This is a genomic window from Pseudoalteromonas sp. CST2 (assembly GCF_028599385.1).
GTDB classification, from domain to species: Bacteria; Pseudomonadota; Gammaproteobacteria; order Enterobacterales; family Alteromonadaceae; genus Pseudoalteromonas; species Pseudoalteromonas atlantica.
Map to the genome: position 1 here is coordinate 1 of NZ_JAQREO010000016.1, position 19981 is coordinate 19981.

The 19981-nt window shown below is 43.0% G+C and carries 24 protein-coding genes; 2 read left to right on the top strand and 22 right to left on the bottom strand.

Annotated features, from left to right (window positions below):
- Nucleotides 1–613: hypothetical protein (locus tag PSH41_RS16900; protein ID WP_273633952.1), on the top strand; the 613-nt coding region annotated here is incomplete at its 5' end.
- A 28-nt stretch (nucleotides 614–641) separates the two neighbouring features.
- Here the strand turns inward: PSH41_RS16900 and PSH41_RS16905 are convergent.
- The 8 genes from PSH41_RS16905 to PSH41_RS16940 form a co-directional block, all read right to left on the bottom strand.
- Nucleotides 642–1145: a hypothetical protein gene (locus PSH41_RS16905; protein ID WP_273589656.1), complete on the bottom strand. Its 504-nt coding sequence runs from the start codon at nucleotides 1143–1145 to the stop codon at nucleotides 642–644.
- Nucleotides 1146–1271: 126 nt separating this feature from the next.
- Complete coding sequence (locus PSH41_RS16910) at nucleotides 1272–1709, bottom strand: hypothetical protein (RefSeq protein WP_273589655.1); 438 nt, start codon at nucleotides 1707–1709, stop codon at nucleotides 1272–1274.
- Nucleotides 1710–2026: 317 nt separating this feature from the next.
- A complete protein-coding gene (locus PSH41_RS16915) occupies nucleotides 2027–2614 on the bottom strand; it encodes a hypothetical protein (RefSeq protein WP_273589654.1) in 588 nt (195 codons plus the stop codon).
- A gap of 268 nt (nucleotides 2615–2882) precedes the next feature.
- Nucleotides 2883–3107, bottom strand: a complete 225-nt coding sequence (locus PSH41_RS16920; RefSeq protein WP_273589653.1) for a hypothetical protein — start codon at nucleotides 3105–3107, stop codon at nucleotides 2883–2885.
- 137 nt (nucleotides 3108–3244) lie between these two features.
- Entirely contained in the window at nucleotides 3245–3772 is a 528-nt protein-coding gene (locus PSH41_RS16925; protein WP_273589652.1) for a hypothetical protein, read from the bottom strand.
- A gap of 133 nt (nucleotides 3773–3905) precedes the next feature.
- The gene (locus PSH41_RS16930) at nucleotides 3906–4274 is read right to left on the bottom strand and encodes a hypothetical protein (protein ID WP_273589651.1); all 369 of its coding nucleotides are present in this window, start codon (nucleotides 4272–4274) and stop codon (nucleotides 3906–3908) included.
- Between the two features lie 192 nt (nucleotides 4275–4466).
- Nucleotides 4467–4685 carry a hypothetical protein gene (locus PSH41_RS16935; RefSeq protein ID WP_273589650.1) on the bottom strand — a complete coding sequence of 73 codons (219 nt, stop codon included), beginning with the start codon at nucleotides 4683–4685 and terminating at the stop codon, nucleotides 4467–4469.
- A 2-nt stretch (nucleotides 4686–4687) separates the two neighbouring features.
- Nucleotides 4688–5356, bottom strand: a complete 669-nt coding sequence (locus tag PSH41_RS16940) for a hypothetical protein (RefSeq protein WP_273589649.1) — start codon at nucleotides 5354–5356, stop codon at nucleotides 4688–4690.
- Nucleotides 5357–5685: 329 nt separating this feature from the next.
- Here PSH41_RS16940 and PSH41_RS16945 point away from each other — a divergent pair, with 329 nt between their 5' ends.
- Entirely contained in the window at nucleotides 5686–5898 is a 213-nt protein-coding gene (locus tag PSH41_RS16945; RefSeq protein ID WP_273589648.1) for a hypothetical protein, read from the top strand.
- Nucleotides 5899–5945: 47 nt separating this feature from the next.
- Here PSH41_RS16945 and PSH41_RS16950 read toward each other — a convergent pair whose 3' ends face one another.
- The 14 genes from PSH41_RS16950 to PSH41_RS17010 all read right to left on the bottom strand — a co-directional run bounded on the left by PSH41_RS16950 (nucleotide 5946) and on the right by PSH41_RS17010 (nucleotide 19978).
- Complete coding sequence (locus tag PSH41_RS16950; RefSeq protein WP_273589647.1) at nucleotides 5946–6236, bottom strand: hypothetical protein; 291 nt, start codon at nucleotides 6234–6236, stop codon at nucleotides 5946–5948.
- A gap of 83 nt (nucleotides 6237–6319) precedes the next feature.
- A complete protein-coding gene (locus PSH41_RS16955) occupies nucleotides 6320–6718 on the bottom strand; it encodes a single-stranded DNA-binding protein (protein ID WP_273589646.1) in 399 nt (132 codons plus the stop codon).
- 450 nt (nucleotides 6719–7168) lie between these two features.
- Nucleotides 7169–7948, bottom strand: a complete 780-nt coding sequence (locus tag PSH41_RS16960; RefSeq protein ID WP_273589645.1) for an EAL domain-containing protein — start codon at nucleotides 7946–7948, stop codon at nucleotides 7169–7171.
- A complete protein-coding gene (locus tag PSH41_RS16965; RefSeq protein ID WP_273589644.1) occupies nucleotides 7945–9552 on the bottom strand; it encodes a conjugal transfer protein TraG N-terminal domain-containing protein in 1608 nt (535 codons plus the stop codon). Before PSH41_RS16965 ends, PSH41_RS16960 begins: the two co-directional genes overlap by 4 nt.
- A gap of 9 nt (nucleotides 9553–9561) precedes the next feature.
- Complete coding sequence (locus PSH41_RS16970; protein WP_273589643.1) at nucleotides 9562–9906, bottom strand: hypothetical protein; 345 nt, start codon at nucleotides 9904–9906, stop codon at nucleotides 9562–9564.
- Nucleotides 9906–11258 carry an integrating conjugative element protein gene (locus PSH41_RS16975; protein ID WP_273589642.1) on the bottom strand — a complete coding sequence of 451 codons (1353 nt, stop codon included), beginning with the start codon at nucleotides 11256–11258 and terminating at the stop codon, nucleotides 9906–9908. Before PSH41_RS16975 ends, PSH41_RS16970 begins: the two co-directional genes overlap by 1 nt.
- The gene (locus PSH41_RS16980) at nucleotides 11258–12355 is read right to left on the bottom strand and encodes a TIGR03756 family integrating conjugative element protein (RefSeq protein WP_273589641.1); all 1098 of its coding nucleotides are present in this window, start codon (nucleotides 12353–12355) and stop codon (nucleotides 11258–11260) included. Before PSH41_RS16980 ends, PSH41_RS16975 begins: the two co-directional genes overlap by 1 nt.
- Nucleotides 12348–12809: a TIGR03757 family integrating conjugative element protein gene (locus tag PSH41_RS16985; protein WP_273589640.1), complete on the bottom strand. Its 462-nt coding sequence runs from the start codon at nucleotides 12807–12809 to the stop codon at nucleotides 12348–12350. The genes PSH41_RS16980 and PSH41_RS16985 overlap by 8 nt, the downstream gene beginning before the upstream one ends.
- 155 nt (nucleotides 12810–12964) lie before the next feature.
- Nucleotides 12965–13156, bottom strand: coding sequence for a hypothetical protein (locus tag PSH41_RS16990; RefSeq protein WP_273589639.1), 192 nt, complete (start codon nucleotides 13154–13156; stop codon nucleotides 12965–12967).
- A 28-nt stretch (nucleotides 13157–13184) separates the two neighbouring features.
- Nucleotides 13185–13484 carry a helix-turn-helix domain-containing protein gene (locus tag PSH41_RS20135; RefSeq protein ID WP_369128004.1) on the bottom strand — a complete coding sequence of 100 codons (300 nt, stop codon included), beginning with the start codon at nucleotides 13482–13484 and terminating at the stop codon, nucleotides 13185–13187.
- Nucleotides 13462–15501, bottom strand: coding sequence for a Calx-beta domain-containing protein (locus PSH41_RS16995; protein ID WP_273589638.1), 2040 nt, complete (start codon nucleotides 15499–15501; stop codon nucleotides 13462–13464). Before PSH41_RS16995 ends, PSH41_RS20135 begins: the two co-directional genes overlap by 23 nt.
- A gap of 50 nt (nucleotides 15502–15551) precedes the next feature.
- Nucleotides 15552–15812 (bottom strand): hypothetical protein, encoded by a 261-nt coding sequence (locus tag PSH41_RS17000; protein ID WP_273589637.1) that lies wholly within the window; start codon nucleotides 15810–15812, stop codon nucleotides 15552–15554.
- Nucleotides 15813–15818: 6 nt separating this feature from the next.
- Nucleotides 15819–18242 carry a beta strand repeat-containing protein gene (locus PSH41_RS17005; protein ID WP_273589636.1) on the bottom strand — a complete coding sequence of 808 codons (2424 nt, stop codon included), beginning with the start codon at nucleotides 18240–18242 and terminating at the stop codon, nucleotides 15819–15821.
- Between the two features lie 11 nt (nucleotides 18243–18253).
- Entirely contained in the window at nucleotides 18254–19978 is a 1725-nt protein-coding gene (locus PSH41_RS17010; protein ID WP_273589635.1) for a prepilin-type N-terminal cleavage/methylation domain-containing protein, read from the bottom strand.
- Nucleotides 19979–19981: the final 3 nt, after the last annotated feature.

A 19981-nucleotide genomic window follows, 5' to 3' on the forward strand; every position in this document is an offset into this window, starting at 1 on the left:
GAAAACTGAACCGGTTAATTGTGAGCCGATCATACAACGATACAAACAGCATTTAGAATATGGTTGGGACACCCCCCAACTATTCGGAGCGATGTCTATTCCCAAAGAACATTGGAAACGGCTAACAAGTGAAATTGCTGAATTAGTGACAAACAAGTTGGTTGAGGCTTCGGCGCTTAGTAGTAAAACCCAAATATCGAAAGTAAAACATTGCTACTTTACAGTTTCGCCATCGGACATAGGTATCGAGAAAACTGATATTGAAAATCTTCTCTACCAAATTAAGACAGAGTATCGGACTTCCACAACCGATTGGCAAAAAGTTGATGGCCTGCAAACATTGTTGATTCAACAAGCGCAGCAGCTCATAGAAAAGCATCAACACCCGTTTTTCATCAAGTCGTTAATGGTTTGGCAGGGATACGAACGAACAAAAAGCCGATTACATATAGTATGTAACAGCTCAATAGAGGCTGGACGATTCTCGCGGAATATCAACGATACACTATGCAAAAAATCCCCCTCACTCATAGATGAAGCAGACAACACAAAATTACCATGCATTGCATGTTTAGAAAGGTTATTGAAATTATCATCTGAGAATACAAAATAAAAAACCCCGACTAAGCGGGGTTTAATTATTAAGCAGCTAACTTTTTATCAAGATTGATAAAGCGCTCTGCAATATCGGACAATTCAGCTTTTTCTGAATCGACCAATTTATAATACTTGTCTCCAATTTGTGCGACCCACTGAACCAGGTCAAAACAAATACGCTCACTTACATGAAACACCTCAACACCAGAAACCTTGTGCCAGCGACACGGTGGTAAGCATTCAAATAACCACCAATAATCTTCTGAACTGATCTCTTGCTCTTCCTTCATTTGTTCTTGTCGATAAAGGTTTATCCGAGCATCATGCTCTTCTGGACCAATTACCTTCAAGCTAACTTCAGGGTTAATCTCAGCTTTATACTTTTCGTATTCAGGCCAAGTCATATCCAACGAATCTTCAGTTTTGTAAAGCGCACCGCTGTATGCGACACGTTCTACACCTTCAGAGTCTGTATAGATAATGCTTTCAGTTACATGATAGTTAGAGATAGGTGCGTTTGCGTCAACAATGTATTTATTCTTACTCATGGGGTTTACCTCATTACGTATTGAAGGCAGCTCGAAAGCGCCTATTTTGTTTGTGGCCGATGGCCGATATAGAAAATTCAGTATATCACCAGACAAAAAAAATGCACCTCGTAAGGTGCATCTTGTCTAGTTATTGATTGTTTCAAACGTATCGTGTGGTCTACCGCAAGCTTCTTCTAACTCTTCATCCGGAGTAATTAAAAGTCGGCGCAGAAGACCGGCGCGAAGTTCAGCGCCAGTAACATTATCACCTTCATTATCAGAAACAACTTCAAAAGCGATATCAAACGCATGATTGAACTGGCCTTTACGATCAGTTGGCTTAGCTACATTGTATGTAACTACATAATCGACTGACTGGCCGCAACGTTGTTTCTCATCGAGACGAGTAACATTGTGTGCTAAACCAGCATCAACCAGGTACTTTTCAACATACTCAAAAAGCTTACCTTCAGCATAGGGATACCATGCTTCATTTCTGATACCTGCCAATGTTTTTTCAGTGAAGTGAAACATTTTGATGTTTGGCAAAACGATAATTGTCATTGCTTTACGTACTGACATATTAAGTCCTCTTTACGTGTTGAAGGCAGCTCGAAAGCGCCTGTTTTTGTTGTGGCCGGAGGCCAATATAGAAAATTCATTATATCAACAGACAAAAAAAATGCACCCCGTAAGGTGCATTCATCTATTTCAGCCTAATGTGTTCGCCCCGACAATCTGGTTTCAACGTCCACAATACATGCTCTGTATTGCTTACCGCCACTTCCCATTCATCATCAATAACAAACAGATCAACATCATCTTGATATCTCGAAGTGACTTTACCTTGAAAGTCACCCTTGGAGTTATATACCGGTAATCCAAAATACATAAGACACCTACAAGATTTGATATTGAAGTACATAGGGGTTACTGATCGCTTGCTTATACATTTCCTGCAATGCGTCTCTGGTGCATTCAAATACACGAACCACTTTTTTAGTCGGGCGCTGAATAATAATTTCCAGCATTCCTCGACCTGGCTTTGTTACCTCTGACACACCATCCAGCAACTGTATTCCATCACTGTCAGGACCATCAGGGAAGGGGACGTAAGCATCACGTATTGCATCACTAACACGTTTCGCTACATCTTCACCTTTCTGCGCTTTGAAGATTTCAAGAACAGTCTTAAAGTCTCCACGCCACTGATTCGTACCAGTAAACATAGGTTCAAGCCCAAAGGTTTTGTAGATAGGTTTAAGTTTCTTATCACGTTGAAAACAAACTTCCTTCCACTTCGCATATTTCAACTGCTTCGCAAAAACATCACTGGGCATACCCTCGATAGAGCCAAGAACCGTACCGCCATTTTGGTTATACAAAACGGTTTTAGTGCCACCGGTTATGCCGCGAAAATCATCACTTGTATGTTTCCAGATAAGATCGATATTCTCAGGGGTTTTTAATAGAACGTCAGTAGTCATACTGTTGCCTCATTACGTATTGAAGGCAGCTCGAAAGCGCCTGTTTTTGTTATGGCCGTAGGCCGATTTAGAAACTTTAATATAGCACGAAAAAAGGGTAAATGTAGGGTAGGGGGACCATAAAAAAAGCCCCCTAATAAGGGAGCTTTAAGTTATTTGGCGCTTAGCGTCGATTAGTGCTTTGTCTGGTCTTTTTTCATATGAAAAAACAAACCGAAGCCGACAACCAGTGCCAAGATCATTATGAGACTTGTTACTAATGGTGCCATTACTTCTCCTGTACTTTATCCGCTAGCTGTTGAGCTAAGTATAGCCCAAAAGCCCAAGCTATGATACCAACGGCCATTACCAGTACACCGGCCCAACCTGTCATTTTGTCATTATCGACAAGTATACCAAGTTGACCAGCACCGATAAGAAAAATGCCGATTTTACGCATATCTTCGCTTACCGCTGCAAACAGCGCCCGAAGATTCTCAATAAGTTTCTTCATAGTTAAATTTACTTTCCTCTTTACGTGTTGAAGGCAGCTCGTAAGCGCCTGTTTTGATTTTGGCCTATGGCCGGTTTAGAAACTCCAATATACCATGTGCCAGGTATAAAAAAAGCTTCCCGAAGGAAGCTTTACTATTACTTTGTTTTCAGAATGTTTAGCTCAATACCTTGCTGGGAGGCCACAGGGACCAACATGCTAAGCAGAATTTGTAGGTACTTCTCTCGCGTATCAAGGCGAAGTATCTGACGTTCTGCAATGCCGGTATAAGGCTCCATAACACTAAACAAAATACGCTTAGCTTCTCGCAAAGTAGATTCCGCTACCAAGAACGGGCAACACTCACCATCAGCTTTGAACCCCTTCAATGCCATTTCCCGTTTGTGATAATCGTAAAGCTCTTTAGCTGCATCATCTGAAGCCAAATAAAGATCATCCCAACGAGTTATGACTTTACCAACACTTTCGGTAATTCGACCGCATTGACTGTCCTCAACGACTGGCTTGAACTTATCTAAAGCATCCTTCCGGATAGCTTCAGATATAGGCGTAATCAATTTCAGAAAAGCGGTTGCACCTAAAACTGATATCAAAGCACTTGATACAGGCTTAGGCATTTCTTTTTGAATTGGGGCCATACGTTGTTGTAGTTCTGAAGTATTCATAAGTTTCCTCTTTACGTGTTGAAGGCAGCTCATAGAGCGCCTGTTTTCATTGTGGCCGAAGGCCGGTTTAGAGCCTTCAATATACCAATGTACCAGGTATAAAAAAAGCCTCTACAAGAGGCTTTATTGGATATTAGGCAGCGACCCACTGAGAAACACCGCCTTTGCGATCAAGGCGCTTAATTCTCTTACCATCCATATAATTATGAAAAGCGTAGTGAGTGTTATAGCTGAGTTGCTTGCAAGCCTTCAAATACATCTTCCATGCCCTACGTAATTCAGCGTAGTCCTGTATTGGGGCAATGTTATTGAAGAAGTCAAAGGCTTGGTTAACCGCAGTAACGTTAGTACCGAATTCTGTTGGTCTGATGGTTATCAACCGCTCAAATCGAGTACCGATTGTGATCTGCGTCACCCGACCAATATCACCAAAAAACTCCATATGAATTGTTTGGTCAAGGGTTGAATTTGTATAACGCTCAAATGGCTTTTGCGTAGTCATACGTGTTTTCCTCTTTACGTATTGAAGGCAGCTCGAAAGCGCCTGTTTTGTTTTTGGCCGGAGGCCGATTAAGAGTATTCATCTTAGCAAACATTCTCTGCTGCAGCATAGTCATTTGCGACTATAGGCCTTATGGCCAACATAGATAGGTCTGACTATGCTCGATGAAAAAAGGTCCCGAAGGACCTTTATTTATTCACCTGAACCAGCGTCAATTGCTTGCCCTGGCTCTATCTCAGAAGTGTTTACTTCCTCTGCTTCAATCATTTCTTTCATCAACTCTGGATCAGCGTCTGGATATGATGAACAATGCTTTGCCCATCTATCTAGTAACGCCTGATTAGCTTCCGCTTCATCACGACCCAAACCAATAAACTGAAACGATCTTGTTTCTGCAATTTTAAGTAACATACCTACCCCTTTCGACAATGCTCAAGCGCTTCATGAAAATCTTCACAGCTATAAACACTGCCAATCTCTTCATGCGATACCTGGTACTCTTCCCACAAAGGGTTATACCTTATGCTGTAACCATTACCGATCCAGAATTTATGTCCTGATTTTGAAAACGATTCAGCGGCAATCTGCCCTTTTTCCCAATAACTAGGCGTTCCCTGGGATAAAGGTGTGCGTTTAATGTGTCCATTAAAATACGCACGATAACCATCTGAAAAACCATCCAGCTTACTAATCAAATTGATAGCTTCAGCTTCAGTAGCAAGCGCCCAGATCTCTTTAATCATTCTGGAACGCTTAGCCCCTCGAATACCTAATTCCTTGCAACGTATTTGATGATCCATAACGGCGTACATCGATACTGCAAAATCCTGTTCCAATGCAATCAAATCTGTCTCAATTTGCTGCAAACGAATTTCAGGGGTTATATTTTTAGGTATGGGGGAAACCAAACCACCATATACAATATAAGAGTATTCGGTAAGCTCGCATAAAGCACCGGCCATTACACATCCATACAGTGCAGATAGAACCGCACTTCGAGATTGCATATCAGCACCCTCAGAACGTGCTTTAGCCATAATCGCATCAACATTACTAGCAAGTGTTATTGCATTCTGTCTCATACATCTTCCTCATTACGTGTTGAAGGCAGCTCATTGAGCGCCTATTTTCATTGTGGCCTGCTGGCCGATTAACCATTTCACTATACCAAATTAATTCACTATCGCACCAACTTCATGCCTAAATACGTGTGATTTCATTTTTGTGATCTCCTTGTCTCAATCAAGGCAAGTAAAGCGCTTTGTTCATAAAGCGCCAATGCAAGGCTTCGCGCTTACTCACCCGTTCAGATTCGCTTTGCTCACTTAGCTGCGGCTTCCGTTGAGCCATTTGCCTTTACTTCACTTCCAGCGCTATTTTTACAGCCGATTTCAACAAAAGGAGAATCAAAATGTTTACATCAGCACTCAAATTTACAGGCAAAATTTTCTTGGAGTCAGTTGACGAAGTTTTCTTTGGTAACACTGAAAATAAACAAACAAATAGCCAGCTTGATCAGCTCAATGATGGCTTTGGCAACATCATCGCTGACAACAACGATATGACTTGGCAAGAAGCTGAAACAGCTCAAAGTCTTGGTGAATTGTATGATACTTACTACTAAAAAATGCATCTTCGGAAATAAAAAATGCACCCGAAGGTGCATGTATATTAAGCATTGTTAGCTTTCCAGTCATCAACGATTCTGCGTTGTTCAAAATCATCTTTCATGTTTTCAATGGCCCATTTTCTGAATTCCAACTTGGATTCTAAATAAACCCTGATAAACAGCTTCGGTAAGAATTTGCGATAACGCCTTATCAAATCGTCTCGTTTACTTTCCTGATATGCATACCAATAAACAAGCTCATCAGCTCTACTAAACGGCACATACCAAAGAGATACAGCCGTGACAAACAAGACAGTAGAACTTACCTTGTTGCTATAATTTAACCACATCATACGTCACCCCTTGAATATTAAAATTAGGCATGCCTAATTAAAAAGGACGCATAGCGTCCTTTATTCGTTACCAACCAGATTGATTAGTTTTGGGGATTACCACCAAGTAAACCGGCAGCTTTTAAGCATTCGATCTCTTGTTTAGTAACGTGACCAACTAACTTTTCAGCTTGAACTTTCATCGCCTTGCGGTTCTGACCATCTTGTTGCCAAGACTCAACAACCAACTTACCTTCAATCTCGACTTGATCGCCAGGATTAATGGTATTTTTACATTGCTTGAGAAAGCGGTTAGTAACCTTAACGTCGATAAACGACACTCGCTCAACCCATTGGTTGTTGTTGTTTTTATCAAAATAACCATCATCGTATGCGATACTCACATTGCCAAAGTATTCACCTGACTTTTGAGTTGATTCTTTGATATCAACGAACGATACATTACCAGCGATAATTACAAGATTTTGCTTTAAGTTTTTCATAGGATATTTCCTCTTTACGTGTTGAAGGCAGCTCGAAAGCGCCTGTTTTGTTTAAAAAAGTAGCATGTACATAGTAATACATGGCTACTTCTTGTGCAAACACAAAGCCTCGAAAACCCGCCCGAAAAAAACGATCTTTTTTGTCATTTTTGATTAACTGTTTCTATTGGCAAGTCTACGAGCTCTTGGAACTCTACATGGGAAGGGCAGCTAGAAGCGCCCACTTTTTACAAACTCGATTAGAAGGTTACACGCGCCAGTTCTTAAGAAAAACAGCTCAATATAATGAGCTGCGCGTGTAGGAACTACACGACTATCCTCTAAGGCTGTGTTCTGACTAGCAGATACACTGAATTACAAGCCTCCCAGGTCGCACCTGGTTGTACCATCGGTCAAGCCTCCCAGGTAGGGGACGTTGCTATAGGCAACGAATCTCGGCGCGTGGCCTTTTTAAAACTGGATCAAATGAACGAAAGAGGGGGAAGGGCGACCTAATAAAAATCCTTGCCCATACTCACAACCTAGTTGTTCTGACATCTGACGCTGAGATTCTGTTTCAATCCCTTCAGCCAAGACGTAACACCCTTTCACATTCGCTACTTGTATTAACGATTTTACTATTGTTTGTTTGATTTCGCTAGACTCAACACCGTTAATTAAACTACGGTCAATTTTTACGCCATCAATGTCCAGTTTATCAATTGCGGCCATGTTGCAAAATCCAGCCCCAAAGTCATCTACAACGACTTTAGCACCTAATTGTTTAAGCATATAAATAGAGCAATTTACTTGCTCATAATCTTCTATCTGAAAGTCTTCAGTTATTTCAATCTCGATACAAGATGCATCGAGATCACCACCTTGGGCCATATTGTAAAAGCACTGCAAAAATACACTTTTATCACCTTTCTCTAATTCATCAGGCGAAACATTAATTGCTAATTTCAATCCCTTACCGTGGCGCTTTTGTTCAACACTCACTTTGTTCAACATCACAGGCCATAGACGATTCCAGATAGTGCTTTTGTTGAGCCGGTCGATAAATCGACCTGGCCCAACAATTCCGCTTACCGGATGATTCAACCTGAGCAAGCATTCAAACCCTTTTAGTTTGTTTGAACCAAGTGCGAATTGCGGTTGATAGTAATACTGAAAGTGTTCAGCCAACCGCGCATCGATGTGTTTGCTTTTACGAGGCTCAACGAGTCGAGCCGAACGCATACCGGTCATTTGCCCATCTTCCCTTTGATGCCACTCATGCCTTTACTAGCCATGCTTTTCCCCATTCCCTTAGCTTTGTTGGTTGCAGCAGAGCCACCTTTTTGACCCGCACTACCAGCACCGCCAGCCATTTTTTGGAATGCGCTATCTGCACCGGCCATACCGACCCAGCCAAGCGCTGTAGAGAAAAGTAATGGTGCATACAGGTACAAAGCTGAAGCAATCCACTGGGACAGCATTTGTGTATTAACTTCATCAAAATCGACACCTAATGCTGTCATCATCGTGTCATCAATAAGTCGAGAGAGTTCCCAAAAAAACGGCCAAAACATCATTGACATTACTACACCGTGGAACAAGCCAATGTACTTCCACTTAAATCCCGACATTATCATTGCAGGAAGATAGGAGATCACGATCACCATAATGATAAAGGGTTTTACCATCGGCATAGACAACTGAAGCATACTCGCCCCACTGAATTGCTCGATCGACTTACCAGCTACACCGATAGTTCCCATCGCCCTAAACGCCCAGTCAGTAAAACCATCGTCGCCTTGAGTACCGTAGTCCGTAGTTGAAAGAGAATTCAACTCAGCTAACTTGATAGGCGTGAAAAGCGACTCTTTAACAACAACATCTTTTTGTGCATAGCCATAATTGTATTGTTTTACTCTGTTTAAACGTGTAACCAACGTATCGTAAATTTCCATATGGTTATCTTTTAAGTAATCACTTAAAGAGTTGTACAACCGTGTCGATAAGGCCTCTTCTGCGATATATGCTCTTGTTGTATTGATAACACCTTCACCAAGCCACCATTCTTTACAAGTTGGAAACCCATAATCACTCGGTAACTGCTCAGATTCGGGAAGTTCATTAACTGAGTTACCGAAACCTGGCCTTGCCTTTTTAGAATAAAACCCATCACCATCAGCGTTATCATAATAATCCATGACCAATTTGTGACCCCCAGGCCAATTATGGTCATCAGGTAGACCGAGATCCCATTCAGATAAATATTTACGTCTCGCTGGGTTGTAGCATGTTTTTATAAATTCCTTGGTTTCATTACGCAAAGCTTCATCTGTAATCCGCTGAGAAAGCATTCCATCAGATATAAGGCGAATGTCAGTCGAGCAAGGCAAGTCTTCTACTGCCCAGTTTTTAATACCTTGAGAAATACGAAGCGCTACAGCAAACAACACCGGTATACGTATCTCACGACCGCCAAGTTGCACCTCCATATTTTCAGCAACAAATTCAGCTTCCTCGCCCAAAATTTCAGTAGTTATTGTGCCTGCACCAGTTGTATCTGACGTACATTGTCGAGAGTAATACTTAATGTCATCAAACTTGAGACGTACCATCGGATAAAGCGCAAGCTCTAAAGCAAGCAGCATAAAGAAAAGCCCCATTGCAACCGTTCGCAATGAGGACTTGGTATTAAAGTCTTCCATTGATGATTCTGAGGCGCTTTTCACTGCACCAAATATCAGTGCGATCATCGGGAAGTAAACCAAACCGGTCTGAGCAAATATATCCCACAACACATCGTAGATATAAAATGCAAGTGAGATACCATAAGCATCTATCGTGCTATCAACTACCATGCGTCCCCCTTAAAACACCAAGCCTAAAAACTCTATCAGCACTAACGTTCCAACAACGTAGGGATAAAGCGTTTTAAGAAAGAAAACCTGGCGCAAATTAAGGCCCTGCACACGACCAAACCACCTTACAAGCTCTTTCCAATAAAAAATCAGCAAAACCACAATAGATAGACGCATGACCGTAAAATAACTACCCACTCCGTCTATGCGCTTTCCCACTTCCAAAACAGCTTCTTTCTGCTCCATCAAAGAGACAGCAAGGTTAAGCAAAAAGCTTACCCCCAGTGTAGCGAGCAACAATATACCGCCACCAATTAACAGCCATTTGAACACCGCCTTTCTTTCAATATTCATTACTGACCTCGCCCTATCATTTTACGAATGGCATCAGTCATATCTTCACTAGGAGCAACGCCATTGTACTTCTCGCGCCCTGCTTTTCTGTTAAGCAGTGTCACGGCAACAGACTGTTTGGTTGAAGCTCTTAACTCTGCATCTTGGCGAAGCAGGTCCATTTCTTCACCAAGCTCAGCAATACGTGAAGTAATGATTTGTACCGCATCCGGATTTTGCGCCACATGCGCTTCTTTTAAACCAGAAAGCATGATTCGACGTGCAGCAATCAAACGCTCAACGATATCAGCAATGGCAACTTCTTCAGCTAATCGCTCAACCAATGCTTCTCGATACAAAGACTCGCCTTTAAGCGCTTCCATGACTTGTTGTGTTATGGCATACCCTGGGGCTGAAATTTCAGCTAGGTCTTCAGAGTCGTAAACAGTGGTAGGTGTATCCAGCAAGGTCAACAACCGGTCTTCTATACGCCTTTGTTCTTTTTCCATTTTTGCGTAAACGCCGGTTCCAGGTGTTGTTGTCAAACGTTCACAATCTACACACGTTCTTATCGTGGTTTCCCCTACGATATCAGTCACCCATTCCGCAGCCTCTTCAGGATCTTTCCAGTATTTAGCAAACCAAGGCGCATCATCGTTTTGCGGTAGGTTAGAACGACTTTTAACATCACGATTAGCCAACAAGTTGACACCCGCCTTTACTGTGTCGGCTACAGTATCGATAGGCGGTTGATCTTTACCGGCAGCTTTTTCACCCCCAACCCATTTAACGCCGCCATCGCCTTTCTCTTTATCAACATTTTCTTCTACTTGAACAACGTCATCAGATTCAGGATCTGAATCACCCCAATCTTCAAAGCCTGATACTTCAACCCAGCTACCAGGTGAACCGCCTGTGCCATACCCTTCACGCACCATCTTATCGGTCATTTCTTCACAGGTAGCTACAGAGGCGTTAAACAACTCGCTAGCTTCAAGCTTACCTTGCTGGATGAACTCATACAGTTGCGGATCAGCTCGCGCAATTTCCATCATAGGCCAATTTGATATCGCGCCGGTCACACTGGCCAACAGGTCATCACCCAACTTTTCAAGCTGGCCGGTTACACCATTTAAAATATTGGTAACAGACAGTGACATATCGAAGTTGCCGCACATTGGCGTTTTCCAACGAACCCCTGCACCTACAGGTATATTTCTATTTCGGCGCTGCTTAATTTTGGCTTTTCCGCCGATTTCAAAAACCAGTCTTGGATCTAATTTATCCTCTGCTGCTGAAGCTTTTGAAACCACTGCCCCATTCGTCAAAAAGAAGGCTGTTACGGCCAATGCAATAACACTTTTTTTCATCATTATCTTCCTGTTGAATCTGTATCAATGGAGAACAAGAACACTTGACCTTTTTTCTCGCAGCATGTGTAAGGCCTCCATAGCTGCCAAGCGTAATTGCCATCGTCTGAACGTCTGTGCTGATAACCGTCATAAACGTATTCCGTCATGTTCGGCATATCTGTATCAATTGTTTGGTCTTTGCGAGTAGAGTCTTCACCAAAGATGTGACATTGGCTTTCGGCTCTTGGATAAAGCATTTGCCACTTACCCTCTTTCGATGTCCACTCCTTGACTTGACCAGGGGGCCACCAACCATCCTTGCTATTCTTTTCACCAAGGAAGTTGTAAACGTGCAGTGCGGAAGTGTCTGTAGCGATGTCTGCCGCCCTTTGAGCAAAGACAGCTGAAGCTTTGTAGGTGTCGTTTTGCATCAGACTACCAATGCGGGGGTAAACATTGCCAAAGCGCCCAGTGAACAAGAATGTTTCATTCTGTCCATCGTTGCGTTCACCGACTTCACGCATACCAGGAACGAACGTGGCAAGTTTAAGAAATTCTGTATAAGGGAATTTCCAAGAAAAATAATCAAGCGTAGATACATAGTAAGGCTGGAATGGTTGCACACCACTTTCACAACCATAGTCGGTACTGCCCAGCACTTCAGAAATAGGCAATAAACCAGGACTACCAATGATATCAACGTGGCGCGATATAATTTTAGAGGATTGTTTACGCTTATCTTTACCCTTGTCTTTAGAGCGGTCTTTAGCAGTAATACGGTCAGCATTAGCCGGAGTGCTACCAGATTGCCCCAAAGATACAAGCTCGGATACAAACGACATTTCATCCCACGGCGTTTCACCTGGCGTTTGATATACTTGCACAATAGCATCAGGATTGTAGTGTCTAACCTTAATGCTTGTTTCCACACTACAGCTGGGCGGGAAAGGTCTGCACTTCAACCAAAAACAAACACCTGTTGGTCGCCATGCAACGCAACTAAATGAAAGGCTTTCCTGTATTATTTCAGCACTGTTGATATCTGCCTTAGCAGGCAGGGGTTTGAAAGAAAAAATAAGACCTACTGGGACCATCACGGACAATAAAAACTTATTCATGAGTGCCACCTTGCTTTTGATAGATTCGCAGGGCCTGATTCACATCAGTAGTTCCATACACTACATAGCGCTCATCAATCACTGTAGCAGGCAGTTTAGTTACCCCTAAACCATACGCCCTACCAACGCCCTGATAACCATCCACAATAGCTTGTATTTGCTTCTTACCCTCTTCACTGTTTGCATACCGGCTCATGAAAGCGGCGGCATCGTCAAGGTTAGTAGGTAGCTTCTTGCTAATTTCACTTTGCAGACCAACAGGCTTGTCCAACTGATAATAAACAAGCTCTATTCCTGCCACTTCAACTTCAGAAACGTTACCAGTGCTATAGTCGTAAAAGACTTCGATTTTTTTAGGCCACGCATCGGAAAACCCGCCTTTCGGTTGCGTACTGGCAAACCCGCCGTTTGAGACAAGCGCAAGAACAAATAAAACGTGCTTCGATAGGTACAAAGGACACCCCCCAATATTTCTATAAGGGCATTGTCCAGTAATAAAAAAGGAAATGCTGGGAAAAACCCCAGTGACTTTAACAGGGTTTTTTTAGGCAAAGAAAAACCCGCATAAAGCGGGCTTAATTTGAGCTTTAATTAGGCATGCCTAATTTTTCAATAATAAGTATCGTACAACTCACCACGCGATTGTGCGTCTTCTGCTTCTTGACGAGTCATATGCTCACCATTAACGAACACGCCACCAATTCCGTCATCCAAACCGTCTAGTTGACGCTTATCTTCTGAAGAGCTGCCATCAGAACCAATAAAAAAGCTAACCAAGAAGAACACTGCTACGGCCAGCACCCCCAAAAATCCTGCAATACCCATAATGTCACTCCTTAGCTTTAAAGTTTTCCAATGAATCAACAATTTCGTTGTATCTTTGTTTAACCCAGCTTTTCTTGATTGGTCCCCAGGAATGGAGTTGATACCCGCCAGTCTTTCGCGAACCAACGTACTCAACTTCAATTCCCATATCTCGTATACCATTAATATTAGTCTTAACTGTGTTTTTAGGCCAGTTAAGCAAGCCTACTATTTCGACCGTAGAGATTGGCCCTTGCTCATCGATGATATATGCAAGGATCAACCTCCTATAGTAAGCACTTTCAAATAGATTTTTTATTTGCATTGAAACCACTGTTTCTGAATATCGCCATCAGACCCAATAGTAACATAAACCCAAATCCTGTGCTGCCGCCACTCTTTTCGCTACCAGTGTCCCCACCAGTATCACCGCCAGAGCTGGCATTATCATTGTCAGTCAATGTAATCGTAATGGTACTTGTTGTAACCTCTACACCCGCACCCTCAAGCACAACATCAAATGAAGTATTACCAGCTTCATCATCAGAGTCATCCAGAATCTGAAGTGTTAGTGATTTTTCAGTTTCACCATCAGCGAATGTCAATTCTTGATCTAACGCAGTAAAGTCAGTACCAGCAACCGCACTACCAGCTACCGTGTAAACCCGAACAACAGCTGTTCCTTCAGAACCACCACTTCGAGTAACCGTAATCGTCACACTACCAGCAGCTTCAGAAACGCTAGTCGCTGACGCGCTTAACGCAAATGTACCAGCATCAGGCTCTACCGTATCATCATTATCAAAGATATCGACATTCACGCTCTTGACATCGTACTCAGCAGTTTCGCTAGGACTATTAATTTCAATAGTCAGACTTTCTTTCGTTTCTGCCTTTTGGTCATCAATAGTCACCAAAGTAACTGATTTTTCAACTTCACCTTCAGCAAATACAAGCTGTTCATTTAGAGCAACATAGTCAGACCCAGCAACTGCACTACCAGCTACCGCAGAGACATTAACAACCGCTTCACCAGTACCCCCAACGCGACTTACAACATACACACCTGAATCACCTTCATTCAACTCTGAAGGCCCAGCAACCGAGAACATGCCAGCTGCGCCAGTTTGAGCGCCATCAGCAACATTTACCGTTGCAGTAGCCACATCACCAACACTCAACTTATAAGCATATTTCATTGTTACTGAAAAAGACTCAGTGCTTTCGCTCTCACTGTCTTTTACCATTGGGTAGACCACTTCAGCAGTGGCCGCACCCGCTTCAAATTCTGCCAGTACATAAGCATCTACGAAATCAACACCCCATTCCGCAGTATCACTTTCAGCAAATAATTTAACCGATGCAGCTTGCGATAAGTCACCATCACGTTGCAATGTGATCACCACGCCATCTTCTTCATTGCCTGAAAAAGCAGTTTCAGCAAACGATACGACTCCCAACGCCTCAACACCTGCACGGCGCTGAGTAGTTGCCACAAAGTTTTCTTCCAGAACGCGAGCATTGTTAGCTGTATCTTCATTACCACAAACCTCACCACCGCTAGATAAGTCAGGCGAAGAATAATGATGCAGCGTTTTAGCAGCTGGCGAAGCCGAATACATGATTGTGTAATTACCACCACACATCGTTGCTCTCGCGTATTCTGGACCCACATACGCCTTAGCTTCTTCGTGGTTCATACCGATATTATGACCAACTTCGTGTGCAAACGTAGTGTATTGCTCAGGCGCAACATCATTGTCAAGCATGCTTGAATACTCACCGCCTATACCGGCAAGCCCCAACACTGTATCTTCAGGGCGTTGCTCACGAACATATACAACCAGATCGCCTTTCCATTTTTCCTGATAAGCCGTGTACTCAGGGCTTCCTTCATTCAATGCCGCCAGTGAGAAAAGGTAGTCAGCACCGTCTTGAACGATATTGCCATCACCATCTACAACATCTTGATAAGGAACATCATCTGACACCGATTCAACCGCAATTACATCAGACACAGACAGGCGGTAATTCAGACCGTGCGCGGCATAACTTTCGTTAGCGGTCGCAACCCAAGCTTCAATTCGCTTGTGCGCCTCGTATGCACCATATTTTGCGAAATAAGAAGGCTGATAGAACACAACAACATCAGCTACAGCAGCATTTCCAACAGCGGTCGTAGATGATACTGAATAACTTTGAACTGTGCTTTTTGTTGCCACCTTTGGCAAATATTGAACCGGACTTTCATTAACATGAAGCCCACGAATATCAGCGCCTGTTCCCGCCGTTGCAGAAGCAGCCATTACCGACAAACATACTGTGCTGATTAGTTTTTTCATTACGAATCCCCAAAATTAAAGCTCCCTTAGACTATACCGCTGCGGTATAGTTACGTCAAGGCTATTATTAGTTTTTTATATTCATTTTCTGATTTACCTGGTAACAACTCAGGTAAAACGATATTCATCATATAACGTCGAACATCAGTGGGAATGCGCTCTAGCGTGTACCCACGACCCTCCATTTTGGAGGGCCAGCTTTCGGTATATTTTGTGCCACAGTGGTTGTTTAATTCCTCTATGGCCGCTTTTTGTGTTTTTGTCTTTTTCTCAATTTCCAGCCATTGCAGGAAAAGGCCTTTTTCATTCATAATTTTTTACTCAAGAGTGTGGAATCTAACAGTCACACTGAAATTTCTTGTTTCACCCGTTGCCTTGTGGCGCACGGAAACCGTAGACGAATAATTCTGATCGCCAGTGCCAGGTGTGAAACTCATAACGCATTGCCACTGACTAGATGTGCAATCTCCAGACCATGCAATTGTCCAATCAGATGTCGTGTAAAATTGGTAATTTTCTATTCCCAGATATTCACCAACACTTAATATTGCTTTATATGTCTTGTCAGGCCAACCATTTGCCATACAAGAATTAGGTCGTGCTTGGTCAAAAGCAGCCGTATCAACATAACACCCCGCTGTAACAGATCTAAACGGATCATTTGGCGTTGTATTTGTGTAAGAGACATTCACACTGTCTGAAGCCGTGCGACTTGTATAATGGCTATTAGTCACGATCAACTGAATGCTACCAGAGGCGCTTTCTTGTGGCCCTAACGAACTTGATACTCTGCATGATGGAGAAGCGCTACCGCCTTTGGCAATAGTACCACCACTACATCCGGAAAAGCTCAGCCCACTCCCCGATGTCACCCAGCTATAAGAACAGCCCTGCCTACATCCCGAAATTGAACCAGTAGCAGTGCCAGAAAAGCTTGAACGTGCCGCAGCCGAATTACACGAAGAACAAGTTAGATTCACGCTAGGCGTTTGCGGAATGCAGTATTTAGTGACATCTACGCAGTTATCCAGCTTACTTCTTTGCTCAGTAATCAAAAGGTGATTGTTATTAACAGAGCTTTGAGAAGTGTAAAAGTCATCATTACTTGTAAATGAGCCACCATTAAATTGATTTCCAGTGACAGTGTTATAGTTCGCGCTAGTGCCGCTTACACTGGCAATGCTTCCCGTATTAAAGTTAGCTGTAGTCACGTTGATACCAGAAGCGCTAAGCGCCCCAAGGACAGTCAGTTTTGATGCAGATGCATTGCCTACAGATGAGCTGTTTGATTCAATAACATTGGTTTGAAGACGGTTATTCACCGTTAGGTTTGATGCCGATACAGACCCCGCAGAGGCATTGCCAGAAGTGCTACCGCTTGATGCTTGCACTGTCTGACCTTTAAAGCTGTTGGTATCAATACGGTTACTGTCTAATTCACTAAATGTAGATGTGCCGGAACTCGATACCGATGTACCAGAAGCGCTATTGGCCTCGCCACTATTAATGTTACCTGTAGTAACATCTAAATTTGTCACATTACCATTAGATGATGAAAGTCTGTTAAGCCCAGCCGTTCCTGTGACACTCATATTGCCAATAGAGCCGCTATTGGCTGACACACTATCAAAGTTACCATTCGTGCCGCTCACAGTGCCATACGTGAGCGTATTACCACTTAACGTATTGACAGTACCTGATCCATACGACAAGGAATTACCCGATAAAGAACCGATATTACCGCTGTTAAAGTCCAAGATATTACCGGATACAGAACTAATAGTGCCTGAGCCGTATGTAAATGTATTACCGCCAAGTGCAGTGATCGAGCCGTTACCGAACGTGAGCCTATTACCGCTGACTGAATCAATACTACCGCTATTATAATCCAGTGAGTTACCACTAAGACTATTGATTGCCGCGCTATCAGCACTTACATAATCAAACTGGCCTGTGTTTGCTGAAACAGAATCAATACCAGTAATATCATTGCCATTACCAACAATATCGCCATTCATAGACAGCGAACCGTTAGTTCTAACCGTCCCAGCATTAACATTTAACTGATTACCCGCATAGGTAATACTGTTATTACCTAGCTGAACCTCTTCAGTATTAATTCTGTCTATATCAGCATTAGTAAACTCAGCATTATCGAATGTGGCTCGTTGAACATTAAGTGAACCAATATTAACCAGGTCATTATTGTTAATATCTAAATCAACTTCTAACTGAGTACGTTGCGGATTATCCGGATCTGCTACGCGCTGAAGGTAATCATCATAAAGAGCAGATTGGAAAGGTCTGTTGATAGTTGCTGTAACAGTAGTCCCAGCTGAAGTGCCACCTGGTATCTGGTTTGCTACCGCTTGTGCTACCGATTCTTTGAGAAGGTTAACAGTCAACGTGTAATCGTCACCAGTTTGCCCACCAAATATAACTGTACAAAATGGCGATTGAAATGCTCCACCGCCACCGCATCGTGCCGCATCACCAGTAAAGTAGCCGCCAGCTGCTAAATCGTTAATTGTGGCAGGCCACGCCATGTTATCTCGATAGTAGGCCGTTAATGCGCTCGATATTTCTCTGAGCTCTTCAGCCGTAGACTCATAGGTTTCCCTAACACTTTCTGGCTGCTGCATTCGTGTTTTATAGTAAACCGTACTACCCAATGCCAAAATGCCCACAAGGGCCATAATAAGCAATGAGCCGTAACCGGCTTGACGTTTCAAGCTTCTCATACCGCTTACCCTTACTGACAACCGCCTGCGCTTTGGCAGGAGTTCCATTTGTTGATGTATTGGTCAATCAGAGATTTATTGTTGTTAACGCTACTTTGGCTGGTCGTAAAGTTAGAGCCATTAAACGTGCCGCCGCTAAACTGATTAGCAGTGACCGTATTAAAATTAGCGTTCGTTCCCGAAAGGTTGGCGATGGTCGCGCTGTTTGCGCTCACAGTATTGGCACTGGCCGAATTCGCAGTAACATTGCCCGACACATTCATGCTACTTGCTGTAGCGTTGCCCAACGTGCTACTTGAGGCCTGCAACTGATTAGTCGTGGTTTTATTGCTAACTGTTACATTACTTGCCGTGAGCGTACCACCCACAGAAAAGTTACCGGTAACGTTCACACTACTGGCGCTAAACGAACCGGTAGTTAGGAAATTAGTATCTACGTTCGTCGCATTCACGGTCGCCAAGTTTGCATTTGACGCAGTAAGATTATCTGCATCTAGGGAGTTGAACGACACTGTATTAAAATCAGCACTGCTGCTTGTGAGGTTAGTTACTGTTCCATTATTGGCGGTAAAACGGTTCAATGTAGCTGTGCCAGTAACGCCCAGGTTGCCGAAGTTTGCGCTGTTGGCTGATAGGCCGTTAAAGTTACCGTTAGTACCATTCACAGTAGTATACGTAAGGGTATTACCGCTTAACGTATTCACAGTACCAGAACCAAAAGACAGCGAGTTACCGCCTAGACTATCAATGGTTCCCGAACCGTAATTTAATGTATTACCGCTAAGGCTTCCTACTGAACCTGAATTATAAGATAGGGTATTACCACTCAACGAAGTGATTGTACCATTCCCATAGTTCAGAGTATTACCAGACAAGGTATCAATCGTACCAGTGTTGTAATCGAGGCTATTACCACTCAATGAAGCGATATTACCCGTAGTAGCTGAAAGGTTAGTGAAGTCACCCGCATTAGCCTCTAAACGGTCAAAGCCAGTGATATCATTACCATTGCCCACTATATTACCGTTCATAGAAAGGTTCGCATTCATACGAACCGTACCGGCATTCAAATTAAGTTGATTACCCGCATAAGTAATACTGTTATTACCAAGATGAATTGATTCAGCTTCCACCCTGTCAATATTTGCCGTTGTAATCGTCGCATTTGTAATGGTTGCCTGATTAGCATCCATTTCATCGATATTGTTGAGATTGTTGTTATTGACATCGATGTTTGTGCCAGCTGCTAACTGGTTACAATCAGCGCAACCGGCCACTGCTTTACGCGCAAGAAAGAATGACTGAATAGCCTCTCTTGATGGTGTTCCCATTTCAGTGCTAACGGTTTCACCATCAGCCGCAACATTACCAAAGGAAACTTTACCAGCCAGCATATTTGCTAATTGGTTGCGGTTAGTGTCAATACTCACAACCAAGTTGTCACCGTTTGTCCCAATGACATAGTTTGTGCCAAACGGAGATACCCCCGAACCAGTGTAATACCCCGTAGCAATAAGCTCATTTACAGATGCAGGCCACGCACGGTTTTCCATATAGTAGCCATTCGCTGCCGCTTTGAGCTCTGAAATATCATTTTTGGCATCATCAGCTTGTGATATTGGTTGTTGCTGCTGGATTAACTGGGGACCATATGTGACCGCAAGGCCAGATAGGATTGTCAGCACAAGAATCAACTCTATAAGCGTAAAGCCCTGTGACTTTTTATTAATTTTCATAAT